Source organism: Saprospira grandis DSM 2844, from assembly GCF_000275825.1.
In the GTDB taxonomy this organism is placed as follows: Bacteria; Bacteroidota; Bacteroidia; order Chitinophagales; family Saprospiraceae; genus Saprospira; species Saprospira grandis_A.
In genome coordinates, this window is record NZ_JH719942.1 from 3432898 (window position 1) to 3447894 (window position 14997).

At 45.7% G+C, this 14997-nt stretch carries 9 protein-coding genes; 5 read left to right on the forward strand and 4 right to left on the reverse strand.

The features are described 5' to 3' along the window. Window positions 1-348: 348 nt before the first annotated feature. From SAPGRDRAFT_RS23835 to SAPGRDRAFT_RS15510, 3 genes are all read right to left on the reverse strand, one after another. A complete protein-coding gene (locus tag SAPGRDRAFT_RS23835; protein WP_002660189.1) occupies window positions 349-1779 on the reverse strand; it encodes a hypothetical protein in 1431 nt (476 codons plus the stop codon). A 161-nt stretch (window positions 1780-1940) separates the two neighbouring features. Continuing rightward, window positions 1941-2630: a T9SS type A sorting domain-containing protein gene (locus SAPGRDRAFT_RS15505; RefSeq protein WP_002660190.1), complete on the reverse strand. Its 690-nt coding sequence runs from the start codon at window positions 2628-2630 to the stop codon at window positions 1941-1943. A gap of 219 nt (window positions 2631-2849) precedes the next feature. Further along, window positions 2850-4322 (reverse strand): DUF4384 domain-containing protein, encoded by a 1473-nt coding sequence (locus SAPGRDRAFT_RS15510; RefSeq protein WP_002660191.1) that lies wholly within the window; start codon window positions 4320-4322, stop codon window positions 2850-2852. Window positions 4323-4581: 259 nt separating this feature from the next. Between SAPGRDRAFT_RS15510 and SAPGRDRAFT_RS15515 the strand changes: the two genes are divergently transcribed. The 4 genes from SAPGRDRAFT_RS15515 to SAPGRDRAFT_RS15540 all read left to right on the forward strand — a co-directional run bounded on the left by SAPGRDRAFT_RS15515 (window position 4582) and on the right by SAPGRDRAFT_RS15540 (window position 9296). Continuing rightward, window positions 4582-5247 carry a hypothetical protein gene (locus SAPGRDRAFT_RS15515; RefSeq protein ID WP_002660193.1) on the forward strand — a complete coding sequence of 222 codons (666 nt, stop codon included), beginning with the start codon at window positions 4582-4584 and terminating at the stop codon, window positions 5245-5247. Between the two features lie 74 nt (window positions 5248-5321). After that, entirely contained in the window at window positions 5322-6704 is a 1383-nt protein-coding gene (locus tag SAPGRDRAFT_RS21025) for an N-acetylmuramidase domain-containing protein (protein ID WP_002660194.1), read from the forward strand. 315 nt (window positions 6705-7019) lie between these two features. Then, window positions 7020-7637 (forward strand): hypothetical protein, encoded by a 618-nt coding sequence (locus SAPGRDRAFT_RS15535; RefSeq protein WP_002660195.1) that lies wholly within the window; start codon window positions 7020-7022, stop codon window positions 7635-7637. Window positions 7638-7814: 177 nt separating this feature from the next. Beyond that, complete coding sequence (locus SAPGRDRAFT_RS15540) at window positions 7815-9296, forward strand: hypothetical protein (protein ID WP_002660196.1); 1482 nt, start codon at window positions 7815-7817, stop codon at window positions 9294-9296. Here the strand turns inward: SAPGRDRAFT_RS15540 and SAPGRDRAFT_RS15545 are convergent. Beyond that, a complete protein-coding gene (locus SAPGRDRAFT_RS15545) occupies window positions 9293-11959 on the reverse strand; it encodes a protein kinase domain-containing protein (protein WP_002660197.1) in 2667 nt (888 codons plus the stop codon). The two genes, SAPGRDRAFT_RS15540 and SAPGRDRAFT_RS15545, sit on opposite strands and share 4 nt — an antisense overlap. 376 nt (window positions 11960-12335) lie before the next feature. Between SAPGRDRAFT_RS15545 and bamA the strand changes: the two genes are divergently transcribed. Then, window positions 12336-14909, forward strand: a complete 2574-nt coding sequence (bamA, locus tag SAPGRDRAFT_RS15555) for an outer membrane protein assembly factor BamA (RefSeq protein WP_002660198.1) — start codon at window positions 12336-12338, stop codon at window positions 14907-14909. Window positions 14910-14997 lie beyond the last annotated feature (88 nt).

The following is a 14997-nucleotide window of genomic DNA, read 5'->3' on the forward strand; positions in this document are numbered from 1 at the left end:
CTGGTTTCAACCTGCAGCCACAGCTAGCAGGCGGCGAAGCCGCCGCAAAGGAGCGAAGCGACTTGGCCTAGGGGCCTGCAAGGGGGCCGCGCAGCGGCAGACCTAGCCAGCTTGCTGGCGCAGGGCCGAGCAGCCCTGCGAGCCCTGTAAGGGCCCGGCCGCCGCAGGCGGCAGGCCCCAAAAAAACAGCAGCGAGCTGCGACAACAAGGACTTTAGTCCGCAGTTCGACGAGCGAAGGGAGTAAACGTAGCGCCGCAAGGCCGCAGCGGAGGCCCCAAAACCCAAAAAGCCCCAAACTTTCGTTCAGGGCGCTAGATGTTAAAACAATATAAGGCAAAAAAGAGAGGCTATTTTGACCGCTGACAACGACTATCTCGGATTGCTTTTTCCCAGTTTTTTGCTGGTGCTAAGAGCACCCTAGCACTATCTGCCAATTGTTTAATCTCTTCTGCAGATAATTCCTTGAAAGGGTCTAGTTGCTGAAAAGCTTTGTCTCCCAAAAACTTGGTCCAAACGTTTTTGATAAAATCGTTCATAGAAAGGTAGTCTTCATTGGGGCTTGTCTCATCTATTTTAGACAAAAAATAGTCTTCTAATAGAGGAATTTTTAACCCACTTCTCGTTGATGCTGAAAAAAGGCTGTGAATATGGGCCTTCCATTGCTTTTTGCTTAGGCAGTAGTTTCTAATATTAGGATCATTGATGCTAGGTTGTAGTTTTTTAAACCAGACTTTAATCTCTTCTTTAAGTTGTATAACAACCACTTCTCGGCGTACGCTAGTATGCCGTAGTTTAGCATCAAAGCAGCTATACAGCCAGTCTATAGGATATAGCTCGTGAGGAGCAGGAGGGTAGCCGTTTATCCAGCGCTGTTTTTTTACGTCATAAAATTCTTGACAAAAGAGCTCTTTCCTAAAACTTGAAGAGAGGGATAGCTCCGTGTGAATCGTAGTGCTCAACTCATCTATTGAGTAGTGTTTGCTACTATCTAATTGATTGGCCAATTGTTGAATCAGTTGTTTTCTAACAAGAGGATGCCCTGTATTTCCTTGTTTTAAAAACGCTATTAACTCCTTAGCTGAAATAGAGTATTTAAAGGCGGGGTCTAAATGCAGTTGCTCCTCTAAAGGAGCCATATTGAATAATTGGTTCAGGATTCTCCTTTCACCATAGTTAAGGAGGTCATAGAATCTAGTAAGTTCTGCTCGGTAGGTAGAGTCGGCTTCTTTTTTCTCCCTCCACTCTTCTGTGGTCAAAAAGTCATCCTTGGCCAGGGATTGGTCCAAAATGGGTTCTAGTTGGCTAGGCGAAAGGACATAAGGAGCAATGGCAGACTCAATAAAGTCCGATTTAGCACTATATTTTTCAATCTTTTCTATGGTATTATAACGCTCAAAAATTTGGGCCAATTCTTCTAAAAATAGACGGGGTGGCTTATTGTCCGCCTGCTTTACTAAGGCCTTAATATCTCTCGAGATTAGGCGACAAACTTTGAGCTTTTTACCTTGATAAAAGTTAAAATAAAGATCATCTAGGTATAAGGTTTCTTCCCATTGGTCCTTCTTGATACTATTTTTTAGGCTTCTCGCTTTATGGGCTACCGCTACCGCATTTAGGGCAAATTCCAAACAAAAATCAATTTTTGGAATAGCGGCCTCTGTGCTCATTTTTTCTTTACTACTATAGTCCTTGGTTCTACATTCTGCTTTGTTTTCTTGCAGCTCAATGGGAGCGAAGAGTCCCGTGAAAAGGACCAAAAAAGTCATAAGGGTGTTCATTGGTTTATTTTTTAATTACCTAAAGGTAGTAACTTTTTTCGTAAACTTAAAAAAAAGGTAATTTTTTGGACTGCCCCGCCTTGCAAGGCCGCAGCGGAGGCCCCAAAACAAAAAAAAGCCAACTGAAAACAGCTGGCTTTTTGAATCTTAGGCGCAAAAGACTAAGGGTTGTACTTGCTAATGCGTTCTGTGCGGATAATATGGCGGTTTTCATCAAGCATCCGAAGCATATAAATGCCGCGGTTGAGGCTACTGACATCAAATTTATCTTGCTGCCCATTGACTTGGAACTGCAAAACTTTGCGGCCCACCACATTGTAAATTTCTAAATACTTGACCTGCTCTTGGGCGTCTCGAAGCATGAGGTGTTCTACCACTGGATTGGGGTAAACCGTAGGCTTTTCGGCTTTGGGTTGATACATTTTTTGTGCCGAGCGCTCATTTTTGGCCGAGGCAGAAAACAAAATGCGCTCGGCATCTTGCTTTAGGCCTTTTTCATAAATCTTGAGCTCTAAATTTCCAATTCCCTCTTTTCCATTAGGGCGAAAATTGACTCGAAAATTAGAAACCTCTTCTTTGGGGCCCAGAACCAATTGTTTTTTTTGGACCAAAGAGGAGTAGCATTGTCGGTCGCAAACGGCTACCTCCCAGCCCTCGGGGCAGAGATTGCGGCTTTGTTCCCAAACCAAGGTAATTTTGCGATTGCTCTCATTTTTTAGGCTAATCCGGGGCCCTATTTCTGTCTGGCAGTTGCCCTGAAGACTGGCATAATCTGCGGAGACTGAAAAGTTTTGGGCAGAAAGAAAGGCCGTGAAAAAAAGAAAACAAAAAAGATGTATAGTTTGCTGCATAAGCGGGGGTTGAGTTGGATGAATTTTGGATAAAATTAGCCTAAATTGGGCCAAAGAAAACTATTGGCTGTAAAAAGACTGAATTTCTATTTAATATACAATTTATCCCTATAAAATTCCTTGCTACCGTCCCGCTTTTAACGATTTGATGACTTTCCCGAAAGCTTTGGTTAAAAAAAGCCCCTTTGGCAACAGCAAAGGGGCTTTTGGTCTTATTGTTTAGCGTTTGTTGTACTCTAAAAAGATGGGTACAATATAGCGTTCTGTAGAAGTGGCCGAGAACTCAATTTTATTATCTTGAAACTCAATATTGTGGTTGCCCACAATCTTCTCTTGATGAGCGGCATAAAAGCGCTGAAAAAGATTTAGTTGCTCATCGTCTAGTTCATTCATCTCTTTAAGGAAGCTCTCTGGGAGAATTTGCTTTTTAGAGAATAAAATACAAATGTAGTTCTTGGTCCCATTGGGGTCTACTTGAAAATGCTCGCCTTTATTTGTAGGGACTCTAAACTTTTTCTTTTCGTCCTTAAAGTACTGCTGATCGCCAGCCTGTGGATAAAGCAAGTTAAAGCCGCGCTCTTCATCTCCCTCAAAGACATAAATAAAGCCTTTGCGCAAATTTGTGATTTCAAAGAAGTAGGCGGTCTCTGGCAAAAAGGTCCCTTGCACCTTGTATAGGTTTTGAAGCAATTGGACATTCGCTTTGCTTGCATTGATATCAAAGACCAATTCGCCCTCTTGGCCGTATTTCTCCTTCAGTTTTTTGAGGTACTTTTTGGTGGCATCGGCAGGAGGCGGAAATTTAATGTAGTTGCGAATATAAGTGGCCGTGTATAGCATCCGCTTGAGCTGCCCGCGGCTAAATTTGCTCCGACAACCTTCTCGAGGATTATCCGACATGATATTATTGACCATTGGCTTGTAAAACTTACGATTGGCATCTTTTAAGGTGCCCACATAATCACAGCGATCATCAATAGAACGACGGTCCAAACCTGGGTCGGCAGGGGTGTCACAAACTTGATCGCCCTCCGTCTGGCAGTTTTCTCCAGAAACCAATTCTTCACTACGTTGCCCAGCAATAGGACCCGCAGTGGGGTAGAGGCCAAAAAAATGCCCCATCTGCCGCTTGAGTGTAGTGCCATTACTTAGGGCCTTTTTTGTGATAAACAAGCGATTGATCGGCTTGGCCGAAGGCGCATGCGTGTAGCCCGAAAAACTATTGCGCTCGCCCTGTAGCTTGTTTACAATGTATACGTTAATTACATTAGCCCGATCATGTGGCCGACAAAGCTTTTCTTCATCCACTACCGGAAAACGATAAAGCGCATCATCCCGAACATAGTTGTAGTCCTCTAAAGGCAAAAAACGAATGTTGGCCTTCAAAAAACTTTTGTTGAGCTCCCGTATCGCCGCCTGTACCTCGGCAATCTCACAACCATTGCTGCCGTCACTCTTGGCCACAATATGAATCTTGAGCGGAAACTCTAATAAACCCCGACTCAGACTGTCGTTAAACTGCTCTATGGCCTTCACATGGTCTTTCATGTAGGCTAATTGCTCCTCATTGTAGGTCGTCCCCGATAGCTTATTCCCAAAACCACCAAAACCACCACTCCGAGGGCGCTGGGCCATTAAATTGCTGCTGAGCAAAAAAATAAAAAATAGTAAACTGAACTGAGCTTGCCTCATAATAAAAAAGTTGAAGTTTAAATTAGGAATTCATACCGAGGACTACAAAACTAAGGCCTAGCTAGCGTTTTTAATAAGGACTAGACAAATTTTATAAGGCTAAGCCCATTATTTTACAAGCGAATCTGATAAGTTAAGCGTCTTAAATGCAATAAAAATTAGGAATACTTCTTTATGCGCTTGCTTAATTCTGCAAAACTCAATATATTCGACTCGTTAAAGCAAATACAATACATTAACCTGCCAATACATATACCTTATGAAAACGAAATTAAAAGTTGGAGTTTTATCTGAATTGACTCAAGCCGCTTACGAAAAAGAATTTAAGCGCCTGAGCAAAGCCGCTTTTACTCAAGCCAATAGCGAAGAGACCGCTGTCACACTTTATGTAAAACGCGAGCATAAGTTTGCCTGTGGTACTACTGGCCCCCTTATGCTTATCGCTAAGCTAGACGCTCAATGGAAAAAACAAGCCAAAGAAGACCTTAAAGGCGATAAGAAAATGGTCATGATCGCTAAGGCTTTTGTTCAAGAAGGCGAAAATGGCGCTACCCTAGAAGTAAGCCCCATCAAAGGAAATGCCCCCCTAGCCAAAATCGCTAAGGAAGCTAAGGCTATCCTCAAAAAAGCAAAATTGACCCTCAACGAATTTGTAGCCGGCTCTGCCGCCGCTGAAGTAACTTCTGCCGCCGGCGCCGCCGAAGAAGAACAAGAAGGCCCGCAAGAAACTGCACAAACAGAAGAACCTAAGGCCAAAGAAGAAGCCAAAACAACAGAGGATGCCGCCTCTGATGATACCGCCTCTGCCGGCCCCGAAAGCACGACAATCGACCCCAAACTAGAAAAGAAAAAAGCCAAAGCCCGCCAAGTAATGGCCAAAATGCTCGAGAACCTTCAGAAAATCGAAAGCAAACTTCAAAAATAATTTTTGGTTCTATCCCTCTAGCCGCTTTCCGCTAGAGCTTTCTTATCTATTCAACCTAACTTAACTTTTGAAGCATGGCTAACGTAGAAAAATTACAACAACTGCTCGGGAAATATCAAGATCAGCTTAAAACACTCAAAGAGCTGTTTATGGCCGATGGCAAAATCGACGATAAAGAACAAGCTACACTAACGCAAATTGAAGAACTCATTAGCTCTATCGGAGCATCTATCGGATCTGCCGTAGAAGGCGCATCTGCCGCCGCAGCCGCTAGCGTCAGCTCTATCTCTGGCTCTGTCGGTAAAGGCGGAGATAATAAACTAGAAGATGTAAAATTAGTCCAAGAACTCCTCAACAAAAAAGGCCAAAACCTTACTGTTGATGGAGACTGTGGCGGAAAAACAATCGCCGCTATCGAGGCTTTCCAACAAAGCGAGTTAGGCTGGAAAGATGGCCGCATCGACCCAGGAGGGAAAAGCTGGGGCGCACTCTCTGGCGGAACTAGCACAAGCACTAATGAAGCAACTACCGAAGAAGCAGATGACACAAGTAGCGAAGATGCCTCATCTACTGATGATAGCAGCTCCGCTAGCTCCGATGCCGCAGCCGCTTCTGGCGAGGTAGAAGAGGCCCTAGCCGCCAATTCTAAAATCGCCGCCTCTGTAGGCGCAGGCGGAAAAAATCAAGCGGAAGATGTGCTCCGCGTAAAACAACTCCTCAATAAATTTGGCCACAAATTGACCGAGGACGGAAATGCCGATGCCGCACTCACCGCCGCAATCAAAGATTTCCAAACTAAATATCGCGGAAGTAGCAAACCCGATGGCCGCGTAGACGCTGGCGGACGTACCTGGGGCTCTCTGCTCGGTATGGGCCGTATCCAAGGCCACCTAGAGGCCTTGTCTAAACAATATGGCGTAGAACCCGCCGTTATTATGGCTATCCAAACTGTAGAGTCCGGCGGAAATGGCTTCTTCTCTGATGGCCGACCCAAAATCCTCTTTGAAGGACATATTTTCTGGAAGGAACTCAAGAAAGCAGGTAAAGATCCTAATGCGCTCCGATCTGGAAACGAAAATATTATCTACCCCAAATGGGATAGTAGCCAGTACTCCGGAGGTACCAAAGAGTATGATCGCCTCGCTAGAGCCGAAAAAATTCATAAGGAAGCCGCCTATAAAGCCACTTCTTGGGGCGAGTTCCAAATTATGGGCTTTAACCACTCTACCGTCGGATATAGCGATGTTTTCTCTTTCGTAGAAGCCATGAAAGTACCCAATGGCGCTTCTCTCAAAGCCGTTATGGAGTTTGTGAAAAACAATAATCTCCTCCGTCACGTACAAGGAAGTAGTAAGGATTGGGCCTCTTTTGCTAGAGGATATAATGGCCCCGGCTATGCCAAAAACCAATATGATAAGAAGTTGGCCTCGGCCTTCGCTCGCTTCCAAAATGTATAGCAGCCAGTAGTTCTGATCATCCAAATATTAACGTCTCGTTCCTTTTTTAGGAGCGAGGCGTTTTTGTTTTGGGGCCCGCGGCCAGCAAGCTGGCCGCCGCTATGCTTCGGGGCTCGCAGGTCTGCTCGGCCCTTCGGGCTTCGCCCTCGGTCTGGCCTAACGGCCACCCACTCCGCAGCGCTGGGCCGCTCAACAGCCTTCTTTGCCCAAAAGAAACGGCTCCGGCCAGCTGGTTTTTACTGTTTTCTAGGCCCAGCAAAAAAAAATGCTCCCCCAAGGCCTAACCTTAGCCAAAGCAGGGCATAAAAAATAAAAATGAAATACCTCTTCTTCCTTTGCCTGCTTTGGTCGCCTAGTCCCTACGCAAAAAAATATGGGCAGAATTACCAAAAAGCAATCGCCTTTTTGCAGCAGCACCAAAGCCTTTTGGAACAAACCGCCAAGGAGTTAGCCATAGAACCCGCCAAACTTCAGGCCGTGGTCTTTCCCGAACTCCTCCGCTATAATCAATTAAAAGATATGCTAGAAACAGAGGCCCTAGAACAAGCTTACCTCCGTGGACTAGCTGTTGATTTCTCTATTGGCCCTTTCCAAATGAAACCCTCTTTTGCCCAAACCCTGGAAGATAGCCTCCACTTAGCCATAGATAGAAGCCCTAAGGCCCGCTTGGCCCGCCTCAAAACCCTAGAGGGCCAACTCTTTTACCTAAAGTGCTTTTTGCAAATCTGCCAAAAAGAAAAATGTCCCCCCAATTGGAGCCCCCTAGAGCTTTGGAGCTGTAAGTATAATTCTGGCCTAAATAAATCATTAGAAGAATTAAGCTACTGGCGCCAACAAAAGGCGTTTCCCTATGGCCCAAAATTAAGTCCCGATATCCAAGATAATTATAGCGATATCGCCCTAGATTATTACCAAGAATTTGGACCAAAATAGATAAGGCCCGAAGGGCCTCATGGCCTAGGGATGGTAACTGGGGCGGCGAAGCCGCAGACCCAGCAAAAAAAGCAACGCTTTTTTTGCGCAGGGCCGAGCGAACAGCGAGCCAGTGCACAGCCCGGCCGCCATAGGCGGCAGGCCCCAAAACATAATCAACAGAAAAAAAAAGAAGCAATGAAAAACCACATCTATTTGGCCGCTCTGGCCCTGCTGAGCCTAATGGCTTGCCAAGAAAAAAAGACAACAATAGCTCCCATTTCGCTTAGCCAGTGGGAGGCCCAACGTCCATTTGCCAATATTGATATTCCCTTTGAAGACTATGAAATTGATGCGGATCGAGATACGGTTTTGACCTTGCCTCAAGGCGGTGCATTTTATTTTAAAGGCGGGGCCCTGCGCAATGAAAATGGAGATAGCATTAGCGGAAAAATTACCCTGAAGTATCGCATTTTTCATGATGCGCCCAGCGCTTTTTTGGCCGCTATGCCCATGACGTACGAGGCCCAAGGCCAAAAAAGATATATGGCCACTGCGGGTATGTTTGAGCTGCGAGCAGAGCAAAATGGGAACAAACTAAAGATGGCCGAAGCTATGAAAATTACCACCCCCTCTTTTCAAAAAGAAGGAAATTATAGCTTCTTTCATCTGAAAGATGAAGATGGAAAATGGGAATATTTGGACCAAGAATATGAAATAGTAGAAAATAAGAGTAAGCAAAAAGCCCTCAAAAAGGTAAATTATAAGGCCCAAAGTCTGCTTAAAATGCCCCTAGAATCTAAGTATTTTTGCTTTGATTATTCGGCCATTTTAGATGCCACTTACAATAATAATTATGGCAAAATATATGAAAACCGAGAGAACCCCCTAGTAGGGCAGAAGGCCCAGCAGTACGGACTTTCTTGGCTAAATAGCCGCTGTTATAAGCATGTTGATTATCAGGGGATCTCGCAGCCTGCGGCCATGATGGTTTGGAAAAGATTGAGCGGAGGGCGCTTTCCGGATTGGGCCAAAGACAAAGACTTTGATGTCCTTGAATTGCAGCTAGTTCGGGGCAATATTTATCAGCTTACGCTAAATTCTCATGATGGGACCGAAGAATGGACTGGCCGAATAGAGGCCGTCATGCCACTGATGCAGCTGTATCGTTATAGCCCTCAGAGTTGGGCCAAAAATTATGAGAAAAATATGGCCGAAATTGAGGTGGAGATGCAACGCCTAAGCCAAGAGGCCGACCTTTTCCGCAGTTTTGAAATTAGCGACTTTGGCATTTATAATTATGATCGCTTTTTGAAGTGGGAAGAAGCCCTGCCGCTGGTGGCCCAATTTGAAATTGAAGGCGGAGAGCTGCCTGCTAGTTTTCGTTTGGACAAAGTATTTTGTTTTCCCCAAAATGAGGCCAGCCTAATTGATTTGCCAGCAAGAGACTGGAATAAGCTCCGCATATCTCCCGATCGTCCGCTCCGCTTTTTGGCCGTTTTGCCCAATGATCAAGTGGCGCTCTTCGATCTAGATGATTTTGCGGCTATAGATTGGAGCGAAATCAAGGACCGCCCAGCGGACCAACCTTATACGATTGTCTTGCGGGCCCAGCCGGGGCAAATCAAAACAGCCGAAGATGTACAACAGCTATTTGCGCCCAAAATGGCGAGTCGTTAGGGGGTATAAGCAGAAAACTGCTGACCAACTTTAGCTTTCTTTTGTAGTGTAATTTCAATCTGGACCAGATTCTCGGGCTGCCAGTCCCGCAAACGATTTTGTTCTTTTTCTAGCTTTTGATGCAAGTTGTGCTGATGCAAATGGGTCAAGTTGTTGAGCTGCTCCTTATGTTTTTTCTGTAATTGTTTGGCCTCTTCTTCCAATGCTTGGTAGAGGGGGCTTCTTTCTTCTAGAACAGCCTGCATGTTCTGACTAAAACGCTGCTGTGCTTGGCGTACTTGCTGCCGCTTTTGTTGATACTGTTGCCGTATATTTTTGGCTTTTTTAGCCAAAAAGGCATCTTGGGCCTGCTGTTGTAGGTCGGCTTTTCTTTTGGCAAACTTAGGAACGGCTAGGCGGGCTTTGGCTTCTAGCTCTTCTCGTTCTTTGGCATAAAACTTATCTATGCGTTTTAGCTCTTGGTCTGTCAGTCGTTCTTCTTTATAGCCAGCTTGTAACCAGAGCATAAAACGGTGGGCCAGATTAACATCATTTTGGCTAAAGTTAGCCAACTTAAGGGTACGGCCATCCTTTAAGATCAGTTGGGCTCTGGGGATATTGACGTTCTCTAGCTGGCTTATAGAATGAAGCCCTGCCTCTTTGAGTTTAAGGCTGAGCCGGAAACCCTCTCGAGGACTTAGGTGCAAATGCTGTTTATAGCCTCTTTTAAGATTATTAAATCGGCTGAGGTTGTTGTGTTGGGCTTGTATATCTTGCTTTTGGCGGTCTTGCAGTAGTTCTCTTTGCTCCTCAATATAAGAGAAGAAGCGCTTTTCTTCGGCGGCAAGGCGCTCAAAGGCAAGGCGTTTTTCCTTTTGGGCCATGGCCTTAAATTGATGAAATTCTTGGCCCAGCTCTTCTTTTTGTGCAGCCAGCAGTTCGTTTTGCTCGGCTTTGCGCAAGATCTCTAGGGCCGATTTAAAATTGTGGGCCGAACTCAGTTCGGGCAGTTCTGTTTGGAGCTGGGCCAGAATGGGCGCTAAAATATTGGCTTCATGGGCTTCTTCTTGGGCCAGTAATTCCTCAAAGGCTAAGTCTAGCTGTTGCAGCCCCTCCTGATAACTCAGCTTGATAGCCTTGCTTTCTGTTTCTAGGGCTTGAAAAGGGGGCAGTTCCCTTTTTAAGAACTCTAGTAACTTGGTCTTAGACTTTTCTAGCTTAGCGTCCCATTGGTCCAGTTCGTTTTGTAGCTTTTGTGCTCTATTTTTTATTTTTCTCCACTTGAATCGTTTGGGGTGGACAAGCTGGTGGATACCCCGAATAATAACGGGAAAAATAAGAATGGGGAAGGCAAAAAAGCCTTGAATGATCAGCATGATTTGCCAGTAGGGGGACTGAAGTAGGTCTTTGCTCATCCAGTCATAAATTGCTGGAAAGCTGCTGAGCAGAGCTACTGCCGTGGCTAGGGTAGCGATTAGGCTCAGGATGAAATTTCCCCAGCTATCCATATTGATCTCTAGATTGATTTGCTGTGCCGACTTAGGATATTGCAATTGCGGCATTTTCCAAGCCAAGGCCATTTGATAGTCCTGGGGCAGGTAGTCGCTCCATTTTTTTTCTGTTTTCTCTAAGGGCGGCAAAATATCGGAGGGGCGGCGTAGCCGCTTAAATTGCAGGCCCTGTTGCATTAGCATTTGCTGAAAGCGTTGTTTGAGTTCGGGGTCTTTTAGCTCTTCGAGCAAAGCCCAGCACCATTCTTCGGCTAGGGGGCGGAGTTCGGGCAGATTGTGGCCATCTACAAAACTTCTAATAAATAGGCTTTGTAGGGCATTAGAAAACTGTAGAAAGCCCTGATGGGGTGGGGGGATGATTTTAAATAAGCGTTGAGCTTCTGAATGATGAACAAACAAACCCGCTTCAATTTTTTGGTGGAGGCTAACGAGTTGCTCGTTGGGTGCCGCTGCCGAAGCGGCATAAGGGTGGATACCTAGGAAGAGTTTGTAAATAATTACGGCTAGGGCAAAGTTGTCCCAGCTGGGCGCAAAGCTTTTGGGTTTGTCTTGTTTGTAATATTCTGGGGCCGAGTATTCGGGGGTAGCCACAGGGGCCATAAATTTAAGCTCTCCATTTTCTTTTAGCTGAATAGAGTCCATATCAACTAGGGCGAGTTGTCCGTTGCTTTGCAGAACGACATTTTCTGGCTTGAGGTCTACTAAAACATAGCGATCTGTTTGGTGGAGTCGATAAATGGCGAGGCTGAGATTAAAGGCTATGCGCAGTCTTAGCTCTCGGCTATTTTTTTGGTCCAAAGCGAGGCGTTGCCAGCTGGCATTTAGCTTTTTGGGTAGTTTGGGTAGGCAGAGCAGTTCTAGTTTTTTGCCTTGAACAAAAGGCATGACAAAGCCCAAGAAATGGCCATCTTGGGTAAGGAGGATATCTCTGGGCCAAACAAAGGTAGGCCATTGGCCGGCCTGCAATTCTTCTGGCGGATATTTAATTAGTAGGTCAATTTTCTCTTCTCGCTCTTTTGTTCGTTTGGGGCGATGGTAAATTTTGGCCACAAGTCCTCTCCAGTGAGAGGGGCTTTTGATGCGGTGCAGGCTGCCTTCTCCGCCAGAGGCAAAGGGTTTATCTTGGAGTTGGACCTTATCTTTGGTCGTTTTGGCATAGCAAATTAGGGACATAGTATAGAGGGATTGTGGCAGAAGAATAGGCAATCTACTTAAAAAAGCGCTGATCTGCTAAGCAGAAACTCCCTTTTTGGTCCAAATTTACAGCAGACAGGCGGCGAAGCCGCCGCAGGCTGAGGGATGGATAGCAGTGGCCCAAAGGGCCAGACCCAGCCGCCTTTGGCGGCGCAGGGCCGAGCAGACCTGCGAGCTGCGACACAGCCCGACCCGACCGAAGGGAGGGGCAGCCCCAAAAAAGCAGAATAGACAAAATATTTTTTATCTCTTTTAAATCCCCTACCTTTGGCCCGAACTTTCCGTTTTGTTTGGAAAAGGGGGCTAATTTTGTCCCTCGATCTATGTTTTTAGAAAAAAAGTCTGCCAAAAACGCATGAACTACAACTCTATACGGCTAGGCGTTTACCTAGCTTGCCTATTTTGCCTGAGCCAATCCTTATTGGCCCAAACCGATAGCCTACCGAACAGTAATGCAGATAGCAGTCTGCCTGTGATGGATTATGAACTGCCTCAAACCTATGAAATTGGGGGCATTAAGGTGGAAGGTTGTGAATATACCGACCCCAATGCCGTGATTGCCGTTTCGGGCCTGAAGGTGGGGGAGAGCATTAAGCTGCCCGGAGATGATATTGGTAAATCAATTCGTAAGCTTTGGAGCCAAGGGCTTTTTGTCGATGTGCAGATTTTGCTCGAACGCCGTTTGGGAGAAGCCGTATTCCTTAAAATTGTCCTTAAGGAGTATCCTCGTTTTGCTCGACATGCCTACCGTGGCGTACGTAAAGGCTGGCAAGATGATTTGAATGAGTTGCTCAACCGCTATTTATTGAAAGGGCGGGCCGCTACCAAAAGTATGAAGCGTAGTGCAGTGCGTGAAATTAAAGATTTTTTGGCCACTAAGGGCTATCCCGATGCTAGCGTGACGGTAGAAGAAGAGGAAGATATTGTCTTGAAGAATAGTGTCCGATGGGTCTTTAATGTAGATCGAGGGAAGCGGATTCGGATTCAAGAGATCAATTTTGTGGGCAACGAACAAGTGTCTGATAGCAAATTGCGCCGCCTACTGAAAGGTACCAAGCGGAAACGCCCCATTATGGGCATTTTTAAGCCCTCAAAGTATATTGAGTACGATTATAAGGCCGATAAAGAAAACATTATGGCCTACTATAATAAGATCGGTTTGCGAGATGCTAAAATTGTTCGCGATTCGGTCTATATCGTAGAAATTCCCAAGAAAAACGGAAAGGTCAAAAAGGCCATCCAAATTGATATGCACATTGATGAGGGTACCACTTACTATTTTGGCGACATTAAGTTTAGAGGAAACAGCTCTTATTCTGATGAGGTTTTGGGCCGCATCCTAGGTATTCGCAGAGGAGAGGTCTATAATGAAGAGCTTTTGCAGAGCCGCATTAGCTTTGACCGCAATGGCCGCGATTTGAGCACGCTCTATATGGATAATGGCTACCTCTTTTTTCAGGCCAATCCTGTAGAAAAAGGCGTGAAAAACGATACCGTAGATATCGAAATCCGTATCCAAGAAGGCCCTATCGCCACCATTGACCGCGTAATTATCAAAGGCAATGACCGCACGCACGAGCATGTGATCCGCCGAGAACTACGCACCTTGCCTGGCGCTAAGTTTAGCCGCTCAGATATTATGCGCTCTCAACGCGAATTGATGGCCCTCAACTACTTTAACCCCGAGGCAATGGGCATCAATACGCCCGTAAACCCACAGCGAGGAACTGTAGATATTGAGTATACCGTAGAAGAACGTCCTTCTGACCAATTGGAACTCTCTGCCGGTTGGGGAGGCTATGGCAACGGATTGATTGGTACCCTTGGCGTCACTTTCAATAACTTTTCTTTGCGCAATCTCTTTAAGGCAGAGGCCTGGAACCCCCTACCACAAGGAGATGGACAGCGCCTAAGCTTGCGTATTCAAACAAACGGACGCTATTTTCAGTCCTACAACTTCTCTTTTACCGAACCTTGGCTAGGCGGCAAAAAGCGCAATGCACTTTCTGTTAGCGCCTACCACTCTAGATACAATAATGGACAAACTCCAGAAAGTAGCAGTTTTCAACAGCTATTAATTACAGGGGTAACGGTGGGCCTAGGTACTCGCCTGCGCTGGCCCGATGACTATTTTAGCTACCAAATCGCTATGGAGTACCAAAATATGAACCTGCTCCGCCGCTACGACTTTACCATTCCTACCGGGGTCTTTAATGATCTTTCAATCCGCCAAACAATTTCTCGGAATTCGGTCAATAACCCACTTTTCCCCGAGTCAGGCTCTACCCTCTCCCTCTCTATGAAGCTGACCTTCCCTTACTCTTTGGTCAATGGCTGGGATTATACCGATACAGAACTTCCCGATACCGACCGTTTCCGCTGGGTAGAATATCATAAATGGGATTTTGAAAGCGCTTGGTATACCAAGATTGCCAAAAACTTGGTCATTAAGACAGAGGCCAAGCTGGGCTTCTTGGGTAGCTATAATAAGGATGTGGGCTTGTCTCCCTTTGGTCGATATGAACTAGGTGGTGACGGTATTTCTAACTTTGTGGGCCTACAAGGAAAAGATATTATCTCGCTCCGTGGATATAGCGACCCCGTTACAGATGTCTCTATCGCCAACCAAACAGGGGCGGCAGTCTATAATAAGTTTACCGCCGAATTGCGCTACCTGCTTTCGCCCAACCCCAATGCAACCATCTATGTTTTGGGCTTTGTACAGGGCGGAAACGCTTGGTCTAGCTTCCGAGAATACAATCCATTTATGCTCAAACGCTCAGTAGGTGCAGGCCTTCGGGTCTTCTTGCCTATGTTTGGTACCCTTGGTTTCGATTATGGTATTGGCTTCGATAAGGATCTACCCGCAGGCTCTTCTATGTTTGATTACGGTTCGTTTAATATCGTTCTTGGCTTCGAGCCGAAGTAAATAGTTTTAAGCTTAGCTTAGGTAGCAGCAGTTTTCTGTATAGAGAACTGCTGCTATTTTTTTGGGGCTGCCCCTCCCTGCGGTCGGG

Coding starts and splice junctions, on each gene's coding strand:
- SAPGRDRAFT_RS15505 (WP_002660190.1), bottom strand. CDS start 2,630: ATGCAGCAAACTATACATCTTTTTTGTTTTCTTTTTTTCACGGCCTTT.
- SAPGRDRAFT_RS21025 (WP_002660194.1), top strand. CDS start 5,322: ATGGCTAACGTAGAAAAATTACAACAACTGCTCGGGAAATATCAAGAT.
- bamA (WP_002660198.1), top strand. CDS start 12,336: ATGAACTACAACTCTATACGGCTAGGCGTTTACCTAGCTTGCCTATTT.
- SAPGRDRAFT_RS23835 (WP_002660189.1), bottom strand. CDS start 1,779: ATGAACACCCTTATGACTTTTTTGGTCCTTTTCACGGGACTCTTCGCT.
- SAPGRDRAFT_RS15545 (WP_002660197.1), bottom strand. CDS start 11,959: ATGTCCCTAATTTGCTATGCCAAAACGACCAAAGATAAGGTCCAACTC.
- SAPGRDRAFT_RS15540 (WP_002660196.1), top strand. CDS start 7,815: ATGAAAAACCACATCTATTTGGCCGCTCTGGCCCTGCTGAGCCTAATG.
- SAPGRDRAFT_RS15510 (WP_002660191.1), bottom strand. CDS start 4,322: ATGAGGCAAGCTCAGTTCAGTTTACTATTTTTTATTTTTTTGCTCAGC.
- SAPGRDRAFT_RS15515 (WP_002660193.1), top strand. CDS start 4,582: ATGAAAACGAAATTAAAAGTTGGAGTTTTATCTGAATTGACTCAAGCC.
- SAPGRDRAFT_RS15535 (WP_002660195.1), top strand. CDS start 7,020: ATGAAATACCTCTTCTTCCTTTGCCTGCTTTGGTCGCCTAGTCCCTAC.